General features: G+C 72.3%; 26 protein-coding genes. 14 read left to right on the forward strand and 12 right to left on the reverse strand.

All coding sequences use genetic code 11. The annotated features are described in order from the left end of the window. The first annotated feature begins 156 nt into the window (after positions 1-156). Positions 157-801 (forward strand): TetR family transcriptional regulator, encoded by a 645-nt coding sequence (locus ACFRU2_RS34235; RefSeq protein ID WP_382979810.1) that lies wholly within the window; start codon positions 157-159, stop codon positions 799-801. Between the two features lie 217 nt (positions 802-1,018). On the opposite strand, the gene def is transcribed toward ACFRU2_RS34235, so the two are convergent. Then, on the reverse strand, positions 1,019-1,582 hold the full coding sequence (gene def, locus ACFRU2_RS34240) for a peptide deformylase (RefSeq protein ID WP_382979812.1): 564 nt from the start codon (positions 1,580-1,582) through the stop codon (positions 1,019-1,021). 123 nt (positions 1,583-1,705) lie between these two features. Here def and ACFRU2_RS34245 point away from each other — a divergent pair, with 123 nt between their 5' ends. The 6 genes from ACFRU2_RS34245 (at position 1,706) to ACFRU2_RS34270 (ending at position 6,979) form a co-directional block, all read left to right on the forward strand. After that, the gene (locus ACFRU2_RS34245) at positions 1,706-2,944 is read left to right on the forward strand and encodes a MurT ligase domain-containing protein (protein ID WP_382979814.1); all 1,239 of its coding nucleotides are present in this window, start codon (positions 1,706-1,708) and stop codon (positions 2,942-2,944) included. A gap of 19 nt (positions 2,945-2,963) precedes the next feature. Further along, a complete protein-coding gene (locus tag ACFRU2_RS34250; protein ID WP_250740166.1) occupies positions 2,964-3,692 on the forward strand; it encodes a type 1 glutamine amidotransferase in 729 nt (242 codons plus the stop codon). Positions 3,693-3,887: 195 nt separating this feature from the next. Beyond that, positions 3,888-4,916, forward strand: a complete 1,029-nt coding sequence (locus tag ACFRU2_RS34255; protein WP_382979817.1) for a 6-phosphofructokinase — start codon at positions 3,888-3,890, stop codon at positions 4,914-4,916. Between the two features lie 116 nt (positions 4,917-5,032). Then, the gene (locus ACFRU2_RS34260) at positions 5,033-5,977 is read left to right on the forward strand and encodes a cytochrome c oxidase assembly protein (RefSeq protein ID WP_382979942.1); all 945 of its coding nucleotides are present in this window, start codon (positions 5,033-5,035) and stop codon (positions 5,975-5,977) included. A 32-nt stretch (positions 5,978-6,009) separates the two neighbouring features. Beyond that, positions 6,010-6,168, forward strand: a complete 159-nt coding sequence (locus ACFRU2_RS34265; RefSeq protein ID WP_250740168.1) for a hypothetical protein — start codon at positions 6,010-6,012, stop codon at positions 6,166-6,168. A gap of 100 nt (positions 6,169-6,268) precedes the next feature. Beyond that, positions 6,269-6,979, forward strand: coding sequence for a lysophospholipid acyltransferase family protein (locus ACFRU2_RS34270; protein WP_382979819.1), 711 nt, complete (start codon positions 6,269-6,271; stop codon positions 6,977-6,979). Positions 6,980-7,021: 42 nt separating this feature from the next. On the opposite strand, the gene ACFRU2_RS34275 is transcribed toward ACFRU2_RS34270, so the two are convergent. From ACFRU2_RS34275 to ACFRU2_RS34305, 7 genes are all read right to left on the reverse strand, one after another. Then, positions 7,022-8,710: an alpha/beta hydrolase gene (locus ACFRU2_RS34275; protein WP_382979820.1), complete on the reverse strand. Its 1,689-nt coding sequence runs from the start codon at positions 8,708-8,710 to the stop codon at positions 7,022-7,024. Between the two features lie 208 nt (positions 8,711-8,918). Continuing rightward, positions 8,919-9,722 (reverse strand): urease accessory protein UreD, encoded by an 804-nt coding sequence (locus ACFRU2_RS34280; protein ID WP_382979943.1) that lies wholly within the window; start codon positions 9,720-9,722, stop codon positions 8,919-8,921. Between the two features lie 11 nt (positions 9,723-9,733). After that, positions 9,734-10,429 (reverse strand): urease accessory protein UreG, encoded by a 696-nt coding sequence (gene ureG / locus ACFRU2_RS34285; RefSeq protein WP_382979822.1) that lies wholly within the window; start codon positions 10,427-10,429, stop codon positions 9,734-9,736. A 54-nt stretch (positions 10,430-10,483) separates the two neighbouring features. Continuing rightward, the gene (locus ACFRU2_RS34290) at positions 10,484-11,158 is read right to left on the reverse strand and encodes an urease accessory protein UreF (RefSeq protein WP_382979824.1); all 675 of its coding nucleotides are present in this window, start codon (positions 11,156-11,158) and stop codon (positions 10,484-10,486) included. A gap of 15 nt (positions 11,159-11,173) precedes the next feature. Continuing rightward, positions 11,174-12,895: an urease subunit alpha gene (locus ACFRU2_RS34295; protein ID WP_382979826.1), complete on the reverse strand. Its 1,722-nt coding sequence runs from the start codon at positions 12,893-12,895 to the stop codon at positions 11,174-11,176. Further along, a complete protein-coding gene (locus ACFRU2_RS34300) occupies positions 12,888-13,199 on the reverse strand; it encodes an urease subunit beta (RefSeq protein WP_382979828.1) in 312 nt (103 codons plus the stop codon). The genes ACFRU2_RS34295 and ACFRU2_RS34300 overlap by 8 nt, the downstream gene beginning before the upstream one ends. Before the next feature lie 14 nt (positions 13,200-13,213). After that, a complete protein-coding gene (locus ACFRU2_RS34305) occupies positions 13,214-13,516 on the reverse strand; it encodes an urease subunit gamma (protein WP_382979829.1) in 303 nt (100 codons plus the stop codon). A 304-nt stretch (positions 13,517-13,820) separates the two neighbouring features. On the opposite strand from ACFRU2_RS34305, the gene ACFRU2_RS34310 reads away from it, so the two are divergent. Then, positions 13,821-14,210, forward strand: a complete 390-nt coding sequence (locus ACFRU2_RS34310; RefSeq protein ID WP_274547651.1) for a VOC family protein — start codon at positions 13,821-13,823, stop codon at positions 14,208-14,210. A gap of 19 nt (positions 14,211-14,229) precedes the next feature. On the opposite strand, the gene ACFRU2_RS34315 is transcribed toward ACFRU2_RS34310, so the two are convergent. Then, positions 14,230-14,682 (reverse strand): ATP-binding protein, encoded by a 453-nt coding sequence (locus ACFRU2_RS34315; RefSeq protein WP_382979831.1) that lies wholly within the window; start codon positions 14,680-14,682, stop codon positions 14,230-14,232. 197 nt (positions 14,683-14,879) lie between these two features. Here ACFRU2_RS34315 and ACFRU2_RS34320 point away from each other — a divergent pair, with 197 nt between their 5' ends. Both ACFRU2_RS34320 and ACFRU2_RS34325 read left to right on the forward strand, forming a co-directional pair. After that, entirely contained in the window at positions 14,880-15,767 is an 888-nt protein-coding gene (locus tag ACFRU2_RS34320; protein WP_250740178.1) for a helix-turn-helix transcriptional regulator, read from the forward strand. Positions 15,768-15,780: 13 nt separating this feature from the next. Then, the gene (locus tag ACFRU2_RS34325; protein WP_250740179.1) at positions 15,781-16,002 is read left to right on the forward strand and encodes a DUF397 domain-containing protein; all 222 of its coding nucleotides are present in this window, start codon (positions 15,781-15,783) and stop codon (positions 16,000-16,002) included. Positions 16,003-16,008: 6 nt separating this feature from the next. Here ACFRU2_RS34325 and ACFRU2_RS34330 read toward each other — a convergent pair whose 3' ends face one another. After that, positions 16,009-17,184 (reverse strand): 8-amino-7-oxononanoate synthase, encoded by a 1,176-nt coding sequence (locus tag ACFRU2_RS34330; protein ID WP_382979833.1) that lies wholly within the window; start codon positions 17,182-17,184, stop codon positions 16,009-16,011. A 157-nt stretch (positions 17,185-17,341) separates the two neighbouring features. Between ACFRU2_RS34330 and bioB the strand changes: the two genes are divergently transcribed. From bioB to ACFRU2_RS34350, 4 genes are all read left to right on the forward strand, one after another. Continuing rightward, positions 17,342-18,574 carry a biotin synthase BioB gene (bioB, locus tag ACFRU2_RS34335; RefSeq protein WP_382979835.1) on the forward strand — a complete coding sequence of 411 codons (1,233 nt, stop codon included), beginning with the start codon at positions 17,342-17,344 and terminating at the stop codon, positions 18,572-18,574. After that, positions 18,567-19,904: an adenosylmethionine--8-amino-7-oxononanoate transaminase gene (locus tag ACFRU2_RS34340; protein ID WP_382979837.1), complete on the forward strand. Its 1,338-nt coding sequence runs from the start codon at positions 18,567-18,569 to the stop codon at positions 19,902-19,904. Before bioB ends, ACFRU2_RS34340 begins: the two co-directional genes overlap by 8 nt. A gap of 1 nt (position 19,905) precedes the next feature. Next, a complete protein-coding gene (bioD, locus tag ACFRU2_RS34345; RefSeq protein WP_382979839.1) occupies positions 19,906-20,607 on the forward strand; it encodes a dethiobiotin synthase in 702 nt (233 codons plus the stop codon). A gap of 100 nt (positions 20,608-20,707) precedes the next feature. Beyond that, entirely contained in the window at positions 20,708-21,574 is an 867-nt protein-coding gene (locus tag ACFRU2_RS34350) for a DMT family transporter (protein WP_382979840.1), read from the forward strand. Between the two features lie 49 nt (positions 21,575-21,623). Here the strand turns inward: ACFRU2_RS34350 and ACFRU2_RS34355 are convergent, their stop codons facing one another. Together ACFRU2_RS34355 and ACFRU2_RS34360 are read right to left on the reverse strand one after the other, a co-directional pair. Beyond that, positions 21,624-22,286 carry a hypothetical protein gene (locus ACFRU2_RS34355; protein ID WP_382979842.1) on the reverse strand — a complete coding sequence of 221 codons (663 nt, stop codon included), beginning with the start codon at positions 22,284-22,286 and terminating at the stop codon, positions 21,624-21,626. Next, positions 22,283-22,714, reverse strand: coding sequence for a GNAT family N-acetyltransferase (locus ACFRU2_RS34360; RefSeq protein ID WP_382979843.1), 432 nt, complete (start codon positions 22,712-22,714; stop codon positions 22,283-22,285). Before ACFRU2_RS34360 ends, ACFRU2_RS34355 begins: the two co-directional genes overlap by 4 nt. Positions 22,715-22,951 lie beyond the last annotated feature (237 nt).

Here is a 22,951-nt window from a genome sequence, read left to right on the forward strand (position 1 = left end):
ACCTGCGGTAACCCTTACGTCGACTCCAGTCTGTTACCGGCTGGTAAGCACTGTCAAGCAGCCTCGATGACGGACCGCCGATGAGATCACCAGGGTGTGCGGGGTGTTACGTTGCGTGGGCCTGAAGGACATCGCAAGGGCGGGGAGTGACAGGGCATGGAGACCACACGGCAGTCCGGCGAGCCGGGAGCGGGCGAGCGCCGGCGGCGGGAGCTGCTGGAGGCCGCCGACCGGGTCGTCCTCAGGGACGGCCCCAAGGCGTCCATGAACGCCATCGCGGCGGAGGCGGGAATCACCAAACCGATCCTCTACCGCCACTTCGGCGACAAGGCGGGCCTCTACCAGGCCCTGGCCGTCCGGCACACGGACGCCCTGCTCGACTCGCTGCGCGCGGCCCTCGACGCCCCCGCCGAACGGCGCAGCCGGGTGGAGGCCACCCTGGACACCTATCTCGCCGCGATCGAGGCACGCCCCCAGGTCTACCGCTTCCTCATGCACCCGGCCGAGGACTCCCAGACCCCGGAGCGCGGCTTCGACGTCGGTTTGCACTCGGCCCCGCTGCTGCGCCGCCTCGGCGAGGAACTGGCCCAGGTGATCGGCGAACGCGTGGACCTCGGCCCCGGCGGCGAACGCCTGGCCCGGGTCTGGGGCCACGGCATCGTCGGCATGATGCACGCGGCGGGCGACTGGTGGCTCGGCGAACGCCCCTGCGCCCGCAAGGAACTCGTCAGCGCCCTGACCGACCTCCTATGGGGCCGCCTCGCCACGGCAGGCAACCGCGCAGACGGCCCGGGCTTCTGAGCCCAACCGGGCACATCCCGTACCGCCGCGGGCACATCCGGCGCCGCCGGGGGCAAATCCGGCCCCGCCGGCGTTTGAGGCGCGGGGTCCGGGGCGGAGCCCCGGGAGCTCGGCCCCGCCGGGCGAAACCGGTGCCGCCGGGCAAAAATCAGCCCCGCCGGCGTTTGAGGCGCGGGGTCCGGGGCGGAGCCCCAGGGTCCCCGGCCCCGCCGGGCTTTCACTCACCCAGCGCGTGAATCCCGGCCTGACCCCAGTCGGTCTTCCGGATCTGCCGCCGCAGCTTGCGCGCACGCAGCCCCGTAACCCGCTCCGCGTACACGGTCCCACCGAGGTGATCACATTCGTGCTGCAGGCAGCGCGCGAAGAACCCGCTCCCGGAGACCCGCACCGGCGCCCCGTCCGAGGTGACGCCCTCGACGACCGCCTCGTCGAAGCGAACCGTGGACGCTTCCAGCCCCGGCAGGGACAGGCACCCCTCGGGACCGGCGAACTCGTCCCCCTCGGCGGACACCAGCCGCGGGTTGACGATGTGCCCGACGTGGCGGACGTCCTCGTCGTCGGGGCAGTCGTATACGAACACCCGCTGCCCGACGCCGATCTGGTTCGCGGCGAGGCCGACGCCCTGGGCGGCGTACATCGTGGCGAACATGTCCTCGATGAGCCGGTCGAGGGCCGGACCGAACTCGGTGACCTCCGCGCAAGCGGAATGGAGCACCGGGTCGCCCAGCAGGCTCATGGTGCGGACGATGCCGGAGGTACCGGGGAGGGGGCGCTGTCGCATGGCCGTAAGGGTACGACGGGCGACTATATGAGGAGATCTTCGGCAGACCGGGGGCGCCGCGGTCGGGGCGCGGGCAGGTCATGGATAGGCTGGGGGCGACCGACGCAAGGAGGACAAGGGACGATGGCAGGCAACACAGAGCCGCTTTCGCCGCGGGCCAAGCTGGCCGTGACGGCGGGCAAGGCCGCGGCGGCGGTGTCGCGGGCCGCGGGACGCGGAAGCGGATCGGTGATCGGTGGCAAGGTCGCACTCAAACTCGACCCCGATCTTCTCGGAGCGCTCGCGCAGCATCTCGACGTCGTCCTCGTCTCGGCGACGAACGGCAAGACCACGACGACCCGACTGATCGCCGAGGCCCTGCGGGCCAGCGGCCCGGTCGTCTCCAACGCGCTGGGCGCGAACATGCCCGCGGGCATCACCTCCGCCCTCGCGGGCGGCTCGGACGCCAAGTACGGCGTCATCGAGGTGGACGAGAAGTACCTGGCCGGAGTGGCCCGGGACGTCACCCCCAAGGTGATCGCCCTGCTGAACCTCTCCCGCGACCAGCTGGACCGCGCCGCCGAGACCCGCATGCTCGCGGAGAAGTGGCGCGAGGGCCTCTCGGGTTCCAAGGCGGTCGTCGTCGCGAACGCGGACGACCCGCTGATCGTGTGGGCCGCCTCCTCCTCGCAGAACGTGGTGTGGGTCGCGGCCGGCCAGGAGTGGAAGGACGACGCCTGGTCGTGCCCCTCCTGCGGTGGCGTCATGCAGCGCCCGGGCGACGACTGGTTCTGCGGCGAGTGCGGTTTCCGGCGTCCCACCCCGAGCTGGGTGCTCTCCGGTGACCACGTGCTCGACCCGCACGGCAGCGCCTGGCCGATCAGCCTCCAGCTCCCGGGCCGCGCCAACAAGGCCAACGCCGCCACCTCGGCCGCCGTGGCAGCCGTCTTCGGCGTTCCGCCGCAGGTGGCGCTGGAGCGGATGTACCAGGTGCAGGCCGTCGCCGGACGCTACGACGTGGTGAGCTTCCAGGGGCGCGAACTGCGGCTGCTGCTCGCGAAGAACCCGGCCGGCTGGCTGGAGACGTTCTCCCTCATCGACCCGCCGCCGACCCCGGTGATCCTGTCGGTCAACGCGCGCGGTGCGGACGGTACCGACACCTCGTGGCTGTGGGACGTGGACTACCCGCGCCTGGCCGGCCACCCCATCTTCGTGATCGGCGACCGCAAGCTGGACCTCGCGGTCCGCCTGGAAGTCGCCGGCCTGGACTTCCGGGTGTGCGAGACCCTCGACGAGGCCGTGCAGCTGGCGCCGCCCGGACAGATCGAGCTGATCGCCAACTACACCGCCTTCCAGGACGTGCGCCGCCGCGTCGGCAACTAGTACCCATAAGGACAAGAGCATGAGCGACAACAGCCTGCGTCTGGTGTGGGTCTACCCCGACCTGCTCAGCACGTACGGAGACCAGGGCAACGCCCTGGTCGTCGAGCGCCGCGCCCGCCGGCGCGGCCTGGACGTGCAGCGCGTGGACGTGCGCAGCGACCAGCCGATCCCGACCTCGGGCGACATCTACCTGATCGGCGGCGGCGAGGACCGCCCGCAGCGGCTGGCCGCGGAGCGGCTGCTGCGCGACGGCGGTCTGGAGCGCGCCGTCTCGAACGGGGCGATCGTCTTCTCGGTCTGCGCCGGGTACCAGATCCTGGGGCAGGAGTTCGTCAACGACGTCGGCCAGCGCCAGGAGGGCCTCGGCCTGCTGGACGTGGTGACCGTGCGCGGCGAGGGCGAGCGGTGCGTCGGCGACGTGCTGGGCGACATCGACCCGCGGCTCGGACTGCCGCAGCTGACCGGCTTCGAGAACCACCAGGGCGTCACGCACCTCGGCCCGACGGCCAAGCCCTTCGCCCGGGTCACCATGGGCCGGGGCAACGGCACCGGTGACGGCACCGAAGGCGCGTACAACGACACGGTGTTCGGCACGTACATGCACGGTCCCGTGCTGGCGCGCAACCCGCAGATCGCGGACCTGCTGCTGAAGCTGGCCCTCGACGTGAACGCGCTGCCGCCCATCGACGACCGCTGGTACGAGGCGCTGCGCGCCGAGCGGATCGCGGCCGCCACGCAGCCCGCGTAGCGGTCCCCTCGCGACACCTGCCGTTCGGCCCGGATTCCCCTGGGGGGATCCGGGCCGACGTGCGTTCGTACGACTTATCTGACCAGCATGTGGAGGATGGTTCAGTCCACCCTCGATCCGCTTGTAGGGTGCTGGGTAGTTCCAACCGGACGACGTGGTCCGGTCGTCGGCCCACGTTGCAAAGGTCCTCCTGCCATGCGCATTGGTGTGCTCACTTCCGGAGGCGACTGCCCCGGGCTCAATGCCGTCATCCGCTCCGTCGTGCACCGCGCCGTCGTCGACCACGGGGACGAGGTCATCGGTTTCCACGACGGCTGGCGCGGCCTGCTGGAGTGCGACTACCGCAAGCTCGACCTGGACGCCGTGAGCGGCATCCTGGCCCGTGGCGGAACGATTCTGGGCTCCTCCCGGGTCCAGCCCGCCCATCTGCGCGACGGCGTGGAGCGGGCCCGCGGCCACGTCGCCGATCTCGGCCTGGACGCCATCATCCCGATCGGCGGCGAGGGCACCCTGAAGGCCGCGAACCTGCTCTCGCAGGGCGGTCTGCCCATCGTCGGCGTCCCGAAGACGATCGACAACGACATCGCCTCCACCGACGTCACCTTCGGCTTCGACACCGCCGTCGGCGTCGCCACCGAGGCGCTGGACCGGCTGAAGACCACCGCCGAGTCCCACCAGCGCGTCATGGTCGTGGAGGTCATGGGCCGCCACACCGGCTGGATCGCCCTGCACTCGGGCATGGCGGCCGGCGCGCACGCCATCGTCGTTCCGGAGCGCCCGTTCGACATCGAGGAGCTGACGGCGATCGTCGGCGAACGCTTCGAGCAGGGCAAGCGCTTCGCGATCGTCGTGGTGGCCGAGGGCGCCAAGCCCGCCGAGGGCAGCTCGATGGCCCTGGAGAGCGGCGGCACCGACATGTACGGCCACGAGCGGTTCGCCGGCATCGGCAACCGCCTCGCCGTCGAGCTGGAGGACCGTCTCGGCAAGGAGGCCCGGCCGGTCATCCTGGGCCACGTCCAGCGCGGCGGCACGCCCACCGCGTACGACCGCGTCCTGGCGACCCGCTTCGGCTGGCACGCGGTGGAGGCGGCCCACCGGGGCGAGTTCGGGATGCTGACGGCGCTGCGCGGCACGGACATCGTCATGGTCCCCCTCGACGAGGCCGTGCAGACGCTGAAGACGGTTCCGGCCGAGCGGTACGACGAGGCGCAGAACGTTCTGTGATCTTTCCCCCCTTCTGACACCGCCCCCGAACGATTTCCCGTCCGGGGGCGGCATTACTGTGGTGGGGCACCGCAGTCAAGGGAGTGAAGAGATTGAGTTACCTCGCGCACGGCACCATGGACATGCACGACATGAACATGGACCTGCCGCCCTTCACTCTCGGGCGCGGCCTCGAGTTCTCCTTCGACGCCTTCTTCCTGATCGGCTCGATCCTCGGCCTCGCCCTGTACGGGTGGGGCGTGGTGCGGCTGCGCCGGCGCGGGGACGCCTGGCCGGTCGGCCGGACGGTCGCCTTCGCCATCGGCGTGCTGAGCGTGGCCCTGGTGATGTGCACCAAGCTGAACGACTACGGCATGGTCATGTTCAGCGTGCACATGGTCCAGCACATGGTGATCAGCATGCTCAGCCCGATCCTGCTGCTGCTGGGCGCGCCCGTGACGCTGGCGCTGCGCGCGCTGCCGCCGGCGGCCCGCGGCCACAAGGGGCCGCGCGAGCTGCTGCTGATGCTCCTGCACAGCCGGTACATGAAGGTGATCACCCATCCGGTGTTCACCATCCCGATGTTCATCGCCAGCCTCTACGGCCTGTACTTCACCCCGCTCTTCGACTTCCTGATGGGGTCGAAGACCGGTCACATCGCGATGATGGTGCACTTCCTCGCCGTCGGCCTCGTCTTCTTCTGGCCGATCATGGGCGTGGACCCGGGCCCGCACCGCCCCGGCTACGTGATGCGGATGCTGGAGCTGTTCGCCGGAATGCCCTTCCACGCCTTCTTCGGCATCGCGCTGATGATGGCCAGCGAGCCGATGATCAAGACGTACGCGAACCCGCCGGCCTCCCTGGGCATCGACCCCCTGCTCGACCAGCAGTGGGGCGGCGGCATCGCCTGGGCCTTCAGCGAGATCCCCTCGGTGCTGGTGCTGATCGCGCTGGTCTACCAGTGGTACCACTCGGAACAGCGGGCGGCGAAGCGCTCCGACCGGTCCGAGGACCGCAACGGGGACCAGGAGCTGGCGGCCTACAACTCGTATCTCGCCTCGCTCCAAGCGCGTGGCCAGTAGCGCGGGACCACCTTCAGGCGCCACCATGGGGCATGACCGGATCCGTGAAGGCGATGGCAGTGATGACCTTCGCCTCTCTGGTGGCGATCGCCACGTATTCCGTGGCCCTCGGAAGCAACGGCTGGCTGTGGTTCGGCTGGGTCGTGCTGGGGCTGCTCACCGCGGGCATGGCAGCCTCGGGCGGTACCTGAGTAGGTAGCTGAGTAGGCACCTGAGTAGCCGGGCCCTCCACCGCCTGACGAGCCGTCCGTAGGATGTCCCTGACCACGGGACGTCGACGGGAGCCGCCTGGTGTTCTACCACTTGCTCAAGCACGTGATCCTGGGGCCGCTGCTGCGGCTCCTGTTCCGGCCCCGCATCGAAGGACTGGAGAACATTCCGGAGGACGGGGCCGCGATCATCGCGGGCAACCACCTCTCCTTCTCCGACCACTTCCTGATGCCCGCGATCCTCAAGCGGCGCATCACCTTCCTCGCCAAGGCCGAGTACTTCACCGGACCGGGAATGAAGGGACGGCTCACGGCCGCCTTCTTCCGCAGCGCCGGCCAGATCCCGGTGGACCGCTCCGGCAAGGACGCCGGTCAGGCGGCCCTCCGCGAGGGGCTCGGGGTGCTGTCCAAGGGCGAGCTGCTCGGCATCTACCCGGAGGGCACCCGCTCGCACGACGGGCGGCTGTACAAGGGCAAGGTCGGTGTCGCCGCGATGGCGCTGGGCGCCGCGGTGCCCGTCGTCCCGTGCGCGATGGTCGGGACCTTCGAGATCCAGCCGCCCGGGCAGAAGATCCCCAAGATTCGCCGGGTCACGATCCGCTTCGGCCGGCCGCTGGACTTCTCCCGGTACGAGGGGATGGAGGGCGAGCGGGCCGTGCTGCGGGCCATCACCGACGAGATCATGTACGAGGTCCTCGCCCTGTCCGGCCAGGAGTACGTGGACCGGTACGCCGCCGAGGTCAAGGCGGAGGAGGAGGAAGCACGGAAGAAGGCCCGGCGCAGGACGCGCTGAGCCTTCTCCCGTGCGGTGCGGAACCGTTCCCGCCCGGTCCTGCTAGCGGATGGCCGGGAGCTCGTCGATCGCCTGCTCATCGGCGGCCGGGGCCGGGGCGAGGAGCTTGGCGGCGACGGGGGCCGGGGCCACCGGAGTGGCGTGCGGGCCGCACGTCACGTTCTGGGCGTCGACCTGACCGGTGAGCAGGTAGGTGTCGACCCGGGTGTTGATGCAGGGGTTCACCAGGTTGGTGACACCGTGCGAGCCGGCGTCCTTCTCGGTGATCAGACGCGAGCCGGCGAGCCGCTTGTGCAGGGAGACCCCGCCCTTGTACGGCGTGGCGGCGTCCCGCTCGGACTGGACGACCAGCACCGGCGGCAGGCCGCGGTGGGCGCCGACCCCGACCTCGATCGCGTTGTGCTGCTTGGACTTCCAGGTCGCGCAGGGCAGGTTCATCCACGCGTTGGCCCAGGTCATGAACGGGTACTGGGCGTGCAGCTTGGTGTTGTCCCGATCCCACTTGGACCAGCTGGTGGGCCACTTGGCGTCGGCGCACTCCACGGCGGTGTAGACAGCGTTGCCGTTCTCCGCCGAGGCGTTGCCCGCGGTGTCGCTCATGTCGGGGGCGATGGCGTCGATCAGCGCCTGCTCGTCGCCCGCCTCGTACGCGGCCCAGGTCTGGGCGACGGGCACCCAGGAGGAGTCGTAGTACGGGGCGCTCTGGAAGAAGCCGATGAGCTCCGCCGGGCCGACGATCCCGCCGAGCGGGTTGGCCTTGGCCTTGGCGCGCAGCGCCAGCCACTTGGCCTCGACCGCGGCGCGGGTGGTGCCGAGGTGGAAGGAGGCGTCGTTCTTGGCGACCCAGTCCTGCCAGTCGTTCCAGCGCATCTGGAAGGCGACGTCCTGGCCGAGGTTGGCCTCGTACCAGATGTTGTCGCGGGACGGGTCCACCACGCTGTCGACGATCATGCGGCGCACGTGCGTCGGGAACAGGGTGGCGTAGACCCCGCCGATGTAGGTGCCGTAGGAGACGCCGATGAAGTTCAGCTTCTTCTCGCCGAGGGCGGCGCGGATGACGTCCAGGTCACGCGCGATGTTCGGCGTGGTCATGAACGGCAGCATCTCGCCGCTGCGCTCCTTGCACCCGTCCGCGTACTCCTCGGCGAGCTTGCGCTGGGCGCTCTTGTCGGCCTTGCTGTCCGGCACCGGGTCGGCCTTGGGCGCCTTGACGTACTCCTGCGGGTCAATGCAGGAGATCGGCGCGGAGTGGCCGACGCCGCGCGGGTCGAAGCCCACGAAGTCGTACGCCTTCGCGGTGTTGACCCACAGCGGGCTGTTGGTGGTGATCCGGCGCGGGAAGCGCATGCCGGAGGCGCCCGGGCCGCCCGGGTTGTAGAGGAGCGCGCCCTGGCGCTCGTCCTTGGTGCCGGTGCTGACGGCACGGTCGACCGCGATGTCGATCGTCTTGCCGAAGGGCTTGCTGTAGTCCAGCGGGACCTTCACATAGCCGCACTGGATGGGCGCCGCGAAGCCCCAGTCGGGCGGACAGTCCTTCCAGTCGATCCCGGCGCGTGCCGCGCGGGCGGCGGCGATCTGGGTGCCGAACGCCTCGGCGAGCCCGCTGTCGCGGCCGGACGGGCCGGACGGGAAGGCCTGGGTGGCCGACGCGGACGGGGCGAGCAGCAGGCTCGCCGCCAGCGTGCCGGTGATCAGGGTGGCGGCGCTCCCCAGCGCCGCGTTGCGTATCACGTGGTTGTTCCCCCTGCGTCATCTGCCGCCGTGGGCAGTGTGGTTCGTGCCGGTGTGGACGTACGTCGGCATGTGCAGGGGATACTTCCGCCTGACCGGGAGCGGGCGACAGAGCACGGGGCGGTTCTTTGCCAACCCGATATCCGGAAATGCGTGTACCGCTGAGCGGTGTCGGGTTCGTCCCGGGATCGGAGGCCCCCGCCCGGGTTCACCAACCGTAGGCGGCGCAGGCGGAGTCGAGCAGTTCGCGGAGCCGCAGGGCGTCCGGGGCCAGGGCCGTGACCAGGACGGCAGGTCCCGCCAGCGGGGTGAGCGCCGCGAACTCCCCCAGCATCCGGGCCTGCGGCGGGGCCTTGGCGAACTCCGGGTCCACCACCAGCAGCTGGCCCAGCGCCCGGTGGCCCGCGAGGCCCGCCGGACCGTCCCAGCCGCCGGGCGCGCCGGGCCCGCAGGCCAGCTCCTGGTCCAGCAGCGGTTTCCCGTCCCGGGTCACGGTGAGCCGGGCGCGCAGCAGGCCCGGGTCCTCCCCGGTGCGGCCGAGCACCTGCTCCTCGCGCAGCAGGAGCCGGGCGGTGGGGGCCAGTTCCGCGCGGGTGCGGACCCGCAGGTCGCTGCCGCGCACCGAGACGAGGGGCTCCGGGAGCCAGCGCACCGCCGCCCCGTCCCCGAGCCGGAGCCGTACGTCGTACCGGGCGGGTTCCCCGCGCCGGCCGGGCAGCGCCAGGGTGGCCGCCGCGGAGCGGAGCACCAGCCGGGCGCCCGGTCCGGCGGTGGCCTCGACCCTGAGGTGGTCGCCGCCCAGGGGGGCGCTCATGGCGCCGACCAGCATGACACCGGCCTCGCCGGGCCCGCCCCGGGTGCGGCGCAGGGCGAGCGGCCCTTCCCCGGCCAGCAGCGGCAGGACGGTGGAGCCCCGCCCGTCGGCGGCGGCGCCGATCCGGGCGGTGGCGCGCAGGCCGGCCCCGGCGGGGGCCGCAGCGGGGGCCGGGGGCGCGGACACCGCGGCCGGGATCGCCGTAGGGCTCACCGGGCGGTCCAGGCGGCGATCCGTTCCCGCACCCAGGCGGCCACCGGGCCCACTCCCTCCTCGCCCCGCAAGGACTGGAAGGCCACGGGCAGTTCTCCGCGCTGCTCGGCGGCGTCGCGGGCCATCCGGCCCAGGTCGGAGCCGACGTGGGGGGCGAGGTCGGTCTTGTTGACGACGAGCAGGTCGGCGGTGGTGACGCCGGGGCCGCCCTTGCGCGGGATGTCGTCGCCGCCGGCCACGTCGATGACGAAGATCTGGGCGTCGACGAGGCCCCGGGAGAAGGTGGCGGTGAGGTTGTCCCCGCCGGACTCGACGAGGATCAGGTCGAGCCGTCCGAGCCCGTGGAAGGCCTCCTCCAGTTCCTCCACGGCCTCCAGGTTGGCGGAGATGTCGTCGCGGATGGCGGTGTGCGGGCACGCACCGGTCTCCACGGCGCTGATCCGCTCGGGCGGCAGGACGGCTTCGCGGAGCAGGAACTCCGCGTCCTCGCGGGTGTAGATGTCGTTGGTGATCACGGCCATGGACAGTTCCGCGCGCAGGGCCCGGCAGAGGGCGGCGACGGTGGCGGTCTTGCCGGAGCCGACGGGCCCGCCGAGGCCGATGCGCAGGGCCCGGCGGGTCCCGTCGGCCCGCAGCGGCTCGGCGCTGTGGGTGTGGCGGTGCGGGAAGGTCACTGCGTGATCGAGGTGCATGGGGGGTCTCCTTGTGCTGAAGCAGGGGATGCGGGGCCTGCGGGGCCCCGGGAGTCAGGAGGCGAACAGCCGTACCGGCCAGTCGGCATGGGCCTGTGCCGCGATGTCCAGCAGCGGCGAGGAGGCCGCGGGCAGGGTGTGCGTTCCGTCGGTGCGGGCCCGCAGCGCGGCCCGCTCCGCCTGCCGGGACACGGAGTCCAGTTCGGGGGCGAGCCCGGCCAGGACCCGGCTCGCCTCGAAGGGGTCCAGGCCGAGCAGCCGTACGGTGGCGGTGGCCGGCCCGCTCACGCTCTCGTACGCCGCCACGTGCGCGGCGTCGAGCGGCCCGAGCCCCGCCGACCGGGCGGTGACGCCGAGCACCACGGGCTGGTGCGCCCCGCGCGGGAACGCGGCCGCCAGCGCGTCCAGTTCCGCGCCGGGCCAGGTGGCGCGGGCGGCCCGCATCAGCTGGCGCCCGAGCCGCCGCCCGGCGGCGCGCAGCGCGGGTGACGGGGTGCGTGCGTCGGCGGCTTCGTCGAGGGAGGCCGGGTCGATCCCGAGGGCGGCCGCCGCGGCGAGACCGGCCGCGACGAGCCCGGCGGTGTGCAGCCGGCCCCGGCAGAACTCCGCGAGGGTGGCGGCGTCGTGGATCCGGCCCGCCTTGCAGGCGGCCTCGGCCCCGCCGGAGTGGGCGTGCCCTCCGGCGGGGAAGCGGCCGTCCGCGAGGACGAGCAGGGTGGCGAGGCTCATTGGTGGGCCCCGCTCTCAGAAGAGGAAATAGCGTTGGGCCATGGGGAGTTCCGCCGCCGGGGCCGGTTCCACCACCTCGCCGTCGATGGTGACGGTGAAGGTGTCGGCGTCGACCTCCACCCTCGGCATGGCGTCGTTGTTGCGCATGTCCGCCTTGGTGACCTTGCGGGTGCTCTCGATGGCGACGAACTCCTTGCCGAGTCCGAGCCGTTCGGGCAGTCCGTCGTCGAGGGCCGCCTGGGCCGTGAAGTTCACCGAGTTGAGCCCGGGGGCCCGCCCGTACGCGCCGAACATCGGGCGCGGCAGGACCGGCTGCGGGGTCGGGATGGAGGCGTTGGCATCGCCCATCTGGGCGTAGGCGATCTGGCCGCCCTTGATGACCAGTTCGGGCTTGACCCCGAAGAAGGCGGGCTTCCACAGCACCAGGTCGGCGAGTTTGCCGGTCTCGACGGAGCCGATCTCGCGGGCCAGGCCCTGGGCGACGGCGGGGTTGATCGTGTACTTGGCGACGTAGCGCCGGGCCCGGTGGTTGTCGGCGGGTCCGTCGCCGGGAAGGAAGCCGCGCCGCTTCTTCATCACGTGGGCGGTCTGCCAGGTGCGCAGGATCACCTCGCCGACGCGGCCCATGGCCTGGGCGTCGGAGGAGATGATCGAGATGGCTCCGAGGTCGTGCAGGACGTCCTCGGCGGCGATGGTGGAGGGCCGGATCCGGGACTCGGCGAAGGCCAGGTCCTCGGGGACGGCGGGGTTGAGGTGGTGGCAGACCATCAGCATGTCGAGGTGCTCCTCGACGGTGTTGACGGTGTGCGGCCGGGTCGGATTGGTGGAGCTGGGCAGGATGTTCGGCTCGGAGACCACGGTGATGATGTCGGGGGCGTGGCCGCCTCCCGCGCCTTCGGTGTGGTACGAGTGGATGGTCCGTCCGCCGATGGCGGCGAGGGTGTCGGCGACGAACCCGGCCTCGTTGAGGGTGTCGGTGTGGATGGCGGCCTGGGCGCCGGTCTCCTCGCAGACGGTGAGGCAGGCGTCGATGACGGCGGGGGTCGATCCCCAGTCCTCGTGGAGCTTGAAGCCGAGTGCTCCGCCGCGCAGCTGGGAGTACATGCCCTCGCGGGACATGGTGTTGCCCTTGCCGAGCAGGCCGATGTTGACGGGGTGGGCCTCCAGCGCGGCGAACATCCGGGCCAGGTGCCAGGGTCCGGGGGTGACGGTGGTGGCCTTGGTGCCCTCCGCGGGGCCGGTGCCGCCGCCGACGAGGGTGGTGATGCCGGAGGCGAGGGCCTCCTCGATCACGGTCGGGGAGATGAAGTGCACGTGGGCGTCGACGGCGCCGGCGGTGAGGATCTTCCCGTTGCCCGCGATGATCTCGGTCTCGGGGCCGATCACGAGCGCACGGTCGACGCCGTCCATGGTGTCGGGGTTGCCCGCCTTGCCGATGCCGCAGATCCGGCCGTCCCGGATGCCCACGTCGGCCTTGACGATGCCCCAGTGGTCGAGGATCACCACTCCGGTGATGACGGTGTCGGCGGCTCCTTCGGCGCGGGTGGTGCGGGCCTGGCCCATGGATTCGCGGATGACCTTGCCGCCGCCGAAGACGGCCTCGTCGCCGGCCCGGCCGGGGCCGCCGCCGAGGTCCTGCTCGATCTCGACGAAGAGGTCGGTGTCGGCGAGGCGGATCCGGTCGCCCGTGGTGGGCCCGAACAGGTCGGCGTAGACCTGGCGCGATATCTCAGCCATCGAGCGGCCCTCCGGTCTGCCCGCGCAGTCCGGGCACGGTGCGCAGCCCGGCCAGCGGTACGAGGGCCACGGCGACCGGGATGCCCGGTTCGAAGCGGACCGCGGTGCCGGCGGCGATGTCGAGGCGCAGTCCGTGGGCGGCCGTACGGTCGAACTCGAGGCCGGGGTTGGCCTCGGCGAAGTGGTAGTGCGAGCCGACCTGGACGGGCCGGTCGGCGGCGTTGAGCACGGTGAGTCGGGTGACGGGCCGGCCTTCGTTGAGGCGCACCGGGCCGTCCCCGTAGGCGATTTCGCCGGGGATCATGCGGGTACTCGCTCTCAGACGATGGGGTCGTGGACGGTGACGAGCTTGGTGCCGTCCGGGAAGGTCGCCTCGACCTGGACGTCGTGGATCATCTCGGGTATCCCCTCCATGACCTGCTCGCGGGAGAGCACGGTCCGTCCGGAGGCCATCAGCTCGGCCACCGTCCGCCCGTCGCGGGCCCCTTCGAGAATGTGTGCCGTGATCAGGGCTATCACCTCGGGATGGTTGAGGAGCACGCCCCGCGCCTTGCGTCTCTCGGCCACGTCCGCGGCCACGTGGATGAGCAGTCTCTCCTGCTCGTGGGGGGTCAGCTGCACAGCAATCACCAAGCTTCCGGGACATGATCAACATCGCGCCGAGCCGACCCTATGGGCCGTCAACACTTTGTTGACCTGCGCATATCCAAGCCAAGCGTGTCTTGCCCAACACAGGGAAAGGCTTTCCGTCCCGCCCACCGCCGCTTTGCCGGCGCATGGGTGACCATTGACGGAAGGAACGTGGCCGTCACGCTAGGGGCCGCGCTTTTCCGCTGAGTTAACCCACGTTTCGAGCAGGTACCCGGTTCAACTCCGGGCATCGCACAGCCCGGTTCCGTATACGGAACCGCCCAAGAGGAGATGCATGTTCGTCAACCCCGTCCACCACATCACCTTCGACGCACAGGAGCCTTACGCGCTGGCGCAGTTCTGGTCCGAGGTCACCGGCTGGCCCATTCACCCGGACGACCTGGCCGACGACCCCGAGATCTCGCTCGTGCCGGGGCAGCCGGGGGTACCCGGGCTGCTGTTCATCCGGGTTCCCGAGGGCAAGTCCGTGAAGAACCGCGTCCACTTGGACATCCAGCCGACCACCGGCACCCGCGACGAGAACGTGGAGCGGCTGCTCGGGCTCGGCGCGAAGCTCCAGGGCGACCACCGCCGGGAGGACGGCACCGGCTGGGTCACGCTGACCGACCCCGAGGGCAACGAGCTGTGCATAGAGCGCAGCGCCGCGGAGCGCGCGGGATCCTGATGCCGTGAGGCCCGGCCGGTCAACAGCCGGTCGCGGTCCTCGCGGGTGCGCCGGCGGCCGTCCAGGGCAGGGCGATCCACACGGTCTTGCCCCCGTCCTCGGTCGGGCTGACCGAGAGCCGGCCGCCCGCCTCCGCGGCGAGCCAGCGGATGATGACCATCCCCCGGCCGTTGTCCTGCTGGACGGCGGCCGGGAGCCGCTTGGGCCAGCGCGGGTGGCTGTCGGTGACCCCGATGCGGAGCCACTCCTCGCGCTCCAGGCGGATGTGCACGGTGAAGGTCGGCGACTGGCCGAAGGTGTGCAGTACGGAGTTGGTGGCCAGTTCCGAGACGATGAGCCGGATGCCGTCGGCGGCTTCGGTCCCCTCGGACAGTCCCCACTCGCTCAGCACCTCCGCGACGTAGCGGCGGGCGGCCGCGACCGAGGCGGGATCGCTCGGCAGAGTGACGGATGCTTCCTGGTGATCTGCCATGGCGACGGTCCCTTTCCCACCGGGGCGAAGCCGCCCCGGATCTGTGCTGGACGCCAGAGTGCCACCCATCGTCCCGTCGTTTCCGCCGATCCCTCAAGATATGCATATATCTGTCGCTCAATGCGGTGAACTCTGCTACGGAAGAGCGTATTTGGACGGCAGACTGGTGCGACCTGTGCCGGTGGAAGGAGGCGGATGTGCAGCACGGTCCCGCGGTGCGCCGGCGCAAGCTCGGCGAGGAACTGCGTGCCCTTCGCGACCGGTCCGGACTCACCAGCGGTGAGGCGGCCCGGCTCGCGGGATGGCACCAGTCGAAGATCAGCCGTATCGAGACGGGGCGCAGCGGCGTCAAGGTGGAGGACATCCGGCTGCTGCTCGACGTCTACGGAGAAGACGTCGTGAGCGCACAGCAGCGCGCCCTGCTGGAAGCCCTCTCGGCCTCGGCGGCGGGACCGGCCCCGGACGAGGACACCGGGCGCGGGCGCCAGTGGTGGCACGACTACCGGGGGCTGCTGCCGCAGGAGTACCGGGACTTCATCAGCCTGGAGGCGGGCGCCCGGTCGGCCCGCACCGTCGAACTGTCGGTGGTGCCCGGACTGCTGCAGACCCCCGAGTACGCGCGGGCCGTGACCCGGGCCGCGCTGGGCGGGCTGCCGGAGCCGAAGGTGGAGGCGCTCGTCGACGTACGGCTGGCGCGTCAGTCCGTCCTGCGGGCGGATCCGCCGCTGGAGCTGAGCGCCGTCCTGGACGAGGCGGTGCTGCGGCGCGCGATCGGCGGTGCGGGGGTGATGGAGGAACAGCTGAGGCACCTGGTGGAGGTGGCGCGTTTGCCCCAAGTGCGGCTTCAGGTACTGCCGTTCAGCGTGGGGGGACATCTCGGCCTGACCGGACCGTTCGTCATCTTCTCATTTCCGAACATCGCCGATCTGGATGTGGTGGTACTCGACCATTTGACGAGTAGCCTCTATCTGGAGCGGAAGGAAGACCTTGAGGCGTACAGCGCCGCGTTCCGCACCATCCAGGCGCACGCCCTCCCGCCCCGCGATTCGTCGGATCTCATCAGCGCCCTCGCTGACGACGCGTAAGGAGGCACCTCTCGTGTCCGCAACCCCCTTATCCACAGGCGGACTTCTGAACAGCGCGCGGTGGCGGCGAAGCAGCCGCAGCACCGGAATGAACAACTGCGTGGAAACGGCCGTCCTCGGCGGCGGCCTGCTCGCCGTCCGCGACTCCAAGCGGGCGGCCGGCCCGGCCGTGCTCTTCACCGGGCCGGCCTGGCACGGCTTCCTCGTCTCCGTCCGTGCGGATCTCGGGACGTAGGAAGGCTCAGCGGTCCGTGGCTCCGGCCGGAGCGGTCCCCAGGATCGTCTCCACCGCACGGCTGATCTCGTCCCCCGTGAGATCCGCCCGCGCGGTCAGTCGCAGCCGGGAGATGCCGTCCGGCACGGACGGCGGCCGGAAGCACCCCACGGACAGACCTGCCTCGCGGCAGTCGGCGGCCCAGCGCAGTGCCGCCGAAGCCGACGGGGCCCGTACCGACACCACGGCCGCGTCCGGCCGGGCCGCGGTCAGGCCGGACGCGGTGAGCCGCCCGTACAGTTCGGCGGCCACCGCTCGGGCCCGGTCCGCGCGCTCCGGTTCCCGCTGGAGCAGGCGCAGGGCCGCCAGTGCGGCGCCCGTCGCGGACGGGGCCAGTCCGGTGTCGAAGATGAAGGTCCGCGCCGTGTTGACCAGGTGCCGGATCACCTTGGCCGGGCCGAGCACCGCACCGCCCTGGCTGCCCAGGGACTTCGAGAGGGTCAGCGTCGCGACCACCCCGGGAGCCCCCGCGAGCCCGGCGGCGTGCAGCGCCCCGCGGCCCCCCTCGCCCAGGACCCCGAGGCCGTGCGCATCGTCCACGAGCAGCGCCGCACCCTCCGCCCGGCAGGCCTCGGCGTGGGCCGCCAGCGGGGCGGCGTCCCCGTCGACCGAGAACACCGAGTCGGTGACCAGCAGCGCCCGCCCCCGGTGGGCGGCGAGCGTCTTGCGGGCGGCCTCCGGGTCGCAGTGCGGGACGACGGCGGTCTCGGCGCGCGACAGTCGGCAGCCGTCCACGATCGAGGCGTGGTTGCCCGCGTCCGAGGCCACCAGGGTGCCCCGGTCGCTGAGCGCGGTGACGGCGGCCAGATTGGCCGCGTACCCGGAGGAGAGGACCAGCGCCGCCTCGAACCCGCAGAAGGCGGCGAGCTCCCGCTCCAGCTCGGCGTGCAGTTCGGTGGTGCCGGTGACGAGGCGCGATCCGGTGGCTCCCGCGCCCCAGCGCTCGGCGGCCTCGCGCGCGCCCCGTACGGTCTCCGGGTGCCGGGACAGCCCGAGGTAGTCGTTGCTCGCGAGATCGAGGAGCGGCGAGTGCGCCGGCCGCGGACGCAGCGTCCGGACGAGTCCGGCCTGCTCCCTGGCCCGCTCCGCGTCGTCGATCCAGGAGAAGACGTCCACGGGGGCGGGGGTGTGCTGGTGCGGCATCGACGGTCCTCGAGTTTTTGTCGGCAGTCCACAGACCTGCCCGACCCTAACCGCCCGTGACCCCTGCGTCAGGTGTGGCGATACACACACTCTCTTCCGGCCATGTTGTTCGATCTCTCCTTGGCCGGGAGTGCCCGTGTGGGACAGGATCGGCATCATGGACCTGCTGAACACCCTCGTGGACAAGGGGCTGCGGCGTGAGCTGCCGACCCGCGAAGAGGCACTCGCCGTGCTGGCGACCTCTGACGACGAACTGCTCGACGTGGTGGCCGCGGCCGGCAAGGTGCGCCGACAGTGGTTCGGACGCCGGGTCAAGCTGAACTACCTGGTCAACCTGAAGTCGGGGCTCTGCCCCGAGGACTGCTCGTACTGCTCCCAGCGACTGGGATCGAAGGCCGAGATCCTCAAGTACACGTGGCTGAAGCCCGACGAGGCCTCCCAGGCCGCGGCCGCCGGCGTCGCCGGCGGGGCGAAGCGGGTGTGCCTGGTGGCGAGCGGGCGCGGCCCGACGGACCGCGACGTGGACCGTGTCGGCAAGACGATCGCGGCCATCAAGGAGCAGAACGAGGGCGTCGAGGTGTGCGCCTGCCTCGGCCTGCTCTCGGACGGCCAGGCCGAGCGCCTGAAGGACGCGGGCGCGGATGCCTACAACCACAACCTCAACACCTCCGAGGCCACGTACGGCCAGATCACCAAGACCCACACCTACGCGGACCGGGTCGACACGGTGCAGAAGGCGCACGCCGCCGGCCTGTCGGCCTGCTCGGGCCTGATCGCGGGCATGGGCGAGAGCGACGAGGACCTCGTCGACGTCGTCTACGCGCTGCGCGAGCTCGACAGCGACTCGGTGCCGGTCAACTTCCTGATCCCCTTCGAGGGAACCCCGCTGGCCCAGGAGTGGAACCTCACCCCGCAGCGCGCCCTGCGCATCCTCGCGATGGTCCGCTTCGTCTGCCCCGACGTCGAGGTCCGGATCGCGGGCGGCCGCGAGGTGCACCTGCGCACCCTGCAGCCGCTGGCGCTGCACATCGCGAACTCGATCTTCCTGGGCGACTACCTGACCAGCGAGGGCCAGGCCGGACAGGCCGACCTCGACATGATCGCGGACGCCGGTTTCGAGGTGGAGGGCGCCGGTACGACGACCCTGCCCGCGCACCGCTCCGAGGTCGCGGCGGCCACCGGGGGCTGCGGCTCGCAGGGCGGCGCCTCGGTCTGCGGCTCCTCCGCCACTGCGGACGAGGCCGGCTGCGGTTCGGCGTGCGGCGGCTGCTCGGGGCACGCCGGGCACGAGGCCCCCGTACCGGTCCAGGCGGAGGCGGGCGACGTCCGCTCCGACCTGGTGGCGGTACGCCGCCGCGGCGCGGGAACGGATCTCGCTCCCAATGCCTGATCAGGCGGGATCCCCGGAGACGGGCTCGCCCGACGCGCTGCCGGCCGCCGAACTGCTCGCGCTGGACCGGCAGCACGTCTGGCACCCGTACGGCCCGATGCCCGGGCGGCAGGAGCCGCTCGTCGTCGCCTCCGCCTCGGGGGTACGCCTGCGGCTGGCCGAGCCGTCGCAGGGGCACGACGAACTGGTCGACGGCATGTCCTCCTGGTGGTCGGCGATCCACGGGTACAACCACCCGGCGCTGAACGAGGCGGTCACCGGCCAGCTCGGCCGGATGTCGCACGTGATGTTCGGCGGGCTCACCCACGAGCCCGCCGTCCGGCTGGCCGCGAAGCTCGTCGAGCTCACCCCGGCCGGCCTGGAGCACGTCTTCCTCGCCGACTCGGGCTCGGTCTCGGTCGAGGTCGCGGTGAAGATGTGCCTGCAGTACTGGCGTTCGGTGGGGCGCCCCGAGAAGAGCCGCCTGCTCACCTGGCGGGGCGGCTACCACGGGGACACCTGGCAGCCGATGGCCGTCTGCGATCCCGAGGGCGGCATGCACGAGCTGTGGTCGGGCATCCTCCCGCGCCAGCTCTTCGCGGACGCCCCGCCGAGCGGGTTCTCCGCTCCGCTGGACGAGTCCTACGTCGCCCACCTGCGCTCCCTGTTCTCCGCGCACGCGGACGAACTGGCGGCCGTGATCGTGGAGCCCGTGGTCCAGGGCGCGGGCGGCATGCGCTTCCACAACCCGGGCTACCTCCGGGTGCTGCGGGAGCTGTGCGACGAGTTCGGCGTGCTGCTGATCCTCGACGAGATCGCCACGGGCTTCGGCCGCACGGGCGCGCTGTTCGCGGCCGACCACGCCGGGATCACCCCGGACGTGATGTGCCTCGGCAAGGCGCTGACCGGCGGTTACCTCACCCTCGCCGCCACGCTGTGCACGGAGCGGGTCGCGGACGGCATCTCGCAGGGCGAGGTCCCCGTCCTGGCCCACGGGCCGACCTTCATGGGCAACCCGCTGGCCACCTCGGTGGCCCTGGCCTCCATCGACCTGCTGCTGGGTCAGGACTGGCAGGGCGAGGTCAAGCGCATCGAGGCGGGCCTGCTGGAGGGCCTGGCCCCGGCCGCGGACCTGCCGGGCGTCCGGGAGGTACGGGTCCTCGGCGCGATCGGCGTCATCCAGCTCGACCACCCGGTCGACATGGCCCGCGCCACGGCGGCGGCGGTCCGGGAGGGCGTCTGGCTGCGCCCGTTCCGGGACCTGATCTACACGATGCCGCCGTTCGTGACGGCCGACGCCGACGTGGCCCGCATCTGCCGGGCCGTGGTCACCGCCGCGAAGGAGGCCTGACATGACGGTACTGATGGTCTCGGGCACGGGAACCGAGATCGGCAAGACGGTCGTCACCTCGGCCGTCGCCGCGGCCGCGCTCGCGGCGAACCTCTCGGTGGCCGTACTGAAGCCGGCCCAGACGGGCGTCGGCCCGGACGAGCCCGGAGACGCGGCGGAGGTCGGCCGGCTGGCCGGCTCCGCCGTCACCTCGGTGGAGCTGGCCCGCTATCCGGAGCCGCTGGCCCCGGACACGGCGGCCCGGCGCTCGGGTCTCCCGACGGTCTCCCCGGAGCGGATCGCCGAGGCGGCCCGCGAGCTCGCCCTCTCCCACGACCTTGTCCTGGTCGAGGGCGCGGGAGGCCTCCTGGTCCGCTTCGACGAGTCCGGCCACACCCTGGCGGACGCGGCCCGCCTGCTCGGCGCCCCGGTGCTGATCGTGGCTCCGGCGGGCCTCGGCACCCTCAACTCCACCGCCCTCACGGCGGAAGCCCTCCGGGCCCGCGGCCTGACCTCCCCGGGCGTGGTGATCGGCAGCTGGCCGGCCGAACCCGACCTGGCGTCCCGCTGCAACCTGGCCGACCTGCCCTCGGTCTCCGCCCTCCCCCTCCTGGGCATGGTCCCGGCCGGTGCGGGCACCCTCCCCCCGGCCGCCTTCCGCGCCTGGGCGCCCGGCTGGCTCGCCGCCGCGCTCCACGGCACCTGGTCGGCGCCCACCGGCTGAACCCGCCCCCGCGGGGCCGGACGGGGGAACGGGCCGCCCCGCGCGGCCTCCCCGCGGTGTCGTGGTGGGGAGTCGCGGCGGGGCGGATGAGTATCGGCAGGTGGGCTTCCTCGTGCCGGTCCTCTTCGCGCTGTTCGCGGCGCTCTGCAACGCGCTCGCGACCGTGCTCCAGCGGCGGGCCTCGCTCACCGTGCCGCAGAGCGACGGATTCCGCTTCGGGCTGGTGCTCGACCTGCTGCGCCGGCCGCTCTGGATCGGCGGCATCCTGGCCGTGATCGCGGCCGGTGTCGGGCAGGCCGTGGCGCTCGCCACCGGCGCGCTGGCCCTCGTACAGCCCCTGTTCGTGCTGGAGCTGCCGCTCGCGCTGCTGATCGCCTCGCTGGTGACGCGGACCCGGATGCCGGGGCCGTTGTGGCTCGCCGTGGGAGGCGTGGTGGCCGGGCTCGGGATCGTCCTGGTGGCCGCCTCGCCGGCGGGGAACCGTACCGACGTTCCCGCCGACCGGTGGGTCCTGGCCCTGGTGGCGTGTGCGGGGGCGGTGGCGGTGCTCGCCGTGGCCGGCCTGCGGCGGCGGCCCGGCCGGATGCGGGCCGGCTGCCTCGGCGCGGCCACCGCCGTCTGCTACGCACTGACCGCCGCGCTGATGAAGTCGGCCATGCACGTGCTGGACGGGGGCGGAGTCGGCGCCTTCCTGCGCACCTGGGAGACGTACGCCTTCGCCGCGACGGGCATCTGCGCCCTCCTGCTCCTCGAACACGCCATGCAGGGCGGCCCGCTGGTCGCCTCGCAGCCCGCGCTGACGCTCGGGGACGCGGGCGTCAGCGTCGCACTGGGCGTGCTGCTGTACGAGGAACACCTGCGGACCCACTGGTGGTTGCTCCCGCAGCTCCTTGGCCTTTCCCTGATCTGCGCCGGCGTACTCGCCCTGGCCAGGGACGGCTCGGGGGCCGGTGCCGACGCGACGTGAGCCGACGGCTCCGGCCCCGGCGGGGTCCGTGGAGCGGTCACCGGCGGGGTCAGTGGCCTCCGCGGGGCTCCAGGCAGCCGCCCTCGACGTACATCCCGTGGGCCTCCACGGTCAGCGGAGGGTCGAGACGGCCCGTCACGCAGGGGCCGCTCTCGGGGACCGACAGGACGAAGGAGACGTTCACCGCCCCGGATCCGTACACGCCCCCGGCGTCGAATCCGTACCCCAGCCCGGTCAGGACCGCGCGGACCTCGTCCACCGTGTGCGGCGCACCCTTCCCGCCGGATCCGCCGGCCACCGCCGCCTTGATCCGTGCGGCGTGCGCGTCGCCCCGGCAGCGGGCCCCGGGGGTGAGCTGCGCCTGCTGCTTGTAGGCGTGGTTCTCCGCGTACTTGCGTGCCTCGGGATCCGCGGGCAGCTCGCCCGCCGTGGCCCCGGGGCTCGCGCCGCCCGCCGCCACGTCGGCGCACCGTGCCGCGATCGCGGGGAACAGCGCGTCGTGGCGCGCGACCGCCGCGGCCTCCAGGGCCGCGTAGTCCACGGAGGGGGTCACGGACGGCGCCGGGGGCTCCGCCGCGTCCCCGGCCCCCGCGGTCCGCGTGCCGCAGCCGGTCAGCGCGATCGCTCCGGCGGCGAGGAGCAGGGCCCCGACCCGGCGGGTGCGGACGCCGGTCGCAGCAGTGCCGGTGGCGGTGGCGGTGCGAGGCGTCACGCCGTCTCCACCAGCGGCTTGACCCAGCGCCGCCAGCGATCCTCGCGGTGGTAGCCGGCCGCGGCCCACGCCCGCTGCGCGCGCTCGTTCGTTTCCAGGACCATCGCGTCACCGCGGCGGCCCCCGACGGCGACGAAGCGCCGCTCGGCCGCCTCGAGGAGCGCCGTGGCGATCCCCTGGCGGCGAAGGGACGGCAGTACGGCGAGCCGGTACAGGGACGCCCGCCAGCCGTCCCAGCCGGCGATCACGGACCCGACGAGGACCCCGTCGAGTTCGGCGAGGATCAGCGCCTCGGGATCACGGGTGACGAGCCGGGTCACGCCGTCCGCGTCGTCCGTGATCGACGTGCCCTCCGCCGCTTCCTTCCAGAAGGCGAGCACGGTCTCGGCGTCGGCCGGCACGGCGGCCCGTATCTGCAGATCGGTCATGTCCCGGAGCCAAGCACGCCCGCCCGGGGCCCCGCCACCGACTTCCGCCTGGCGAGACGTACGGCGGGCCCGCCCGGGCCCATCTCCCGGACGCCGACGCGGGCGGGATGCGAAGATCGTTCACATCCGGCCCCGTCGGGCCGTCGGGGCCGGGTGGGCCCTCCGAAGGAATGACCCGCCCACTTTGCGCTTCCTTTACCCTGTAGGGAGCTGTTCCTCTCCTCCCCCGAACGAAAG

The organism is Streptomyces sp. NPDC056883 (assembly GCF_042788835.1).
Classification (GTDB): domain Bacteria; phylum Actinomycetota; class Actinomycetes; order Streptomycetales; family Streptomycetaceae; genus Streptomyces; species Streptomyces stoeckheimensis.

What these genes read in the sequence shown, in the direction of transcription:
- ACFRU2_RS34235 (WP_382979810.1), top strand. Translation starts at nt 157, where the DNA reads ATGGAGACCACACGGCAGTCCGGCGAGCCGGGAGCGGGCGAGCGCCGG.
- def (WP_382979812.1), bottom strand. Translation starts at nt 1,582, where the DNA reads ATGCGACAGCGCCCCCTCCCCGGTACCTCCGGCATCGTCCGCACCATG.
- ACFRU2_RS34245 (WP_382979814.1), top strand. Translation starts at nt 1,706, where the DNA reads ATGGCAGGCAACACAGAGCCGCTTTCGCCGCGGGCCAAGCTGGCCGTG.
- ACFRU2_RS34250 (WP_250740166.1), top strand. Translation starts at nt 2,964, where the DNA reads ATGAGCGACAACAGCCTGCGTCTGGTGTGGGTCTACCCCGACCTGCTC.
- ACFRU2_RS34255 (WP_382979817.1), top strand. Translation starts at nt 3,888, where the DNA reads ATGCGCATTGGTGTGCTCACTTCCGGAGGCGACTGCCCCGGGCTCAAT.
- ACFRU2_RS34260 (WP_382979942.1), top strand. Translation starts at nt 5,033, where the DNA reads ATGGACATGCACGACATGAACATGGACCTGCCGCCCTTCACTCTCGGG.
- ACFRU2_RS34265 (WP_250740168.1), top strand. Translation starts at nt 6,010, where the DNA reads ATGACCGGATCCGTGAAGGCGATGGCAGTGATGACCTTCGCCTCTCTG.
- ureG (WP_382979822.1), bottom strand. Translation starts at nt 10,429, where the DNA reads ATGCACCTCGATCACGCAGTGACCTTCCCGCACCGCCACACCCACAGC.
- ACFRU2_RS34290 (WP_382979824.1), bottom strand. Translation starts at nt 11,158, where the DNA reads ATGAGCCTCGCCACCCTGCTCGTCCTCGCGGACGGCCGCTTCCCCGCC.
- ACFRU2_RS34295 (WP_382979826.1), bottom strand. Translation starts at nt 12,895, where the DNA reads ATGGCTGAGATATCGCGCCAGGTCTACGCCGACCTGTTCGGGCCCACC.
- ACFRU2_RS34300 (WP_382979828.1), bottom strand. Translation starts at nt 13,199, where the DNA reads ATGATCCCCGGCGAAATCGCCTACGGGGACGGCCCGGTGCGCCTCAAC.
- ACFRU2_RS34310 (WP_274547651.1), top strand. Translation starts at nt 13,821, where the DNA reads ATGTTCGTCAACCCCGTCCACCACATCACCTTCGACGCACAGGAGCCT.
- ACFRU2_RS34315 (WP_382979831.1), bottom strand. Translation starts at nt 14,682, where the DNA reads ATGGCAGATCACCAGGAAGCATCCGTCACTCTGCCGAGCGATCCCGCC.
- ACFRU2_RS34330 (WP_382979833.1), bottom strand. Translation starts at nt 17,184, where the DNA reads ATGCCGCACCAGCACACCCCCGCCCCCGTGGACGTCTTCTCCTGGATC.
- bioB (WP_382979835.1), top strand. Translation starts at nt 17,342, where the DNA reads ATGGACCTGCTGAACACCCTCGTGGACAAGGGGCTGCGGCGTGAGCTG.
- ACFRU2_RS34340 (WP_382979837.1), top strand. Translation starts at nt 18,567, where the DNA reads ATGCCTGATCAGGCGGGATCCCCGGAGACGGGCTCGCCCGACGCGCTG.
- bioD (WP_382979839.1), top strand. Translation starts at nt 19,906, where the DNA reads ATGACGGTACTGATGGTCTCGGGCACGGGAACCGAGATCGGCAAGACG.
- ACFRU2_RS34360 (WP_382979843.1), bottom strand. Translation starts at nt 22,714, where the DNA reads ATGACCGATCTGCAGATACGGGCCGCCGTGCCGGCCGACGCCGAGACC.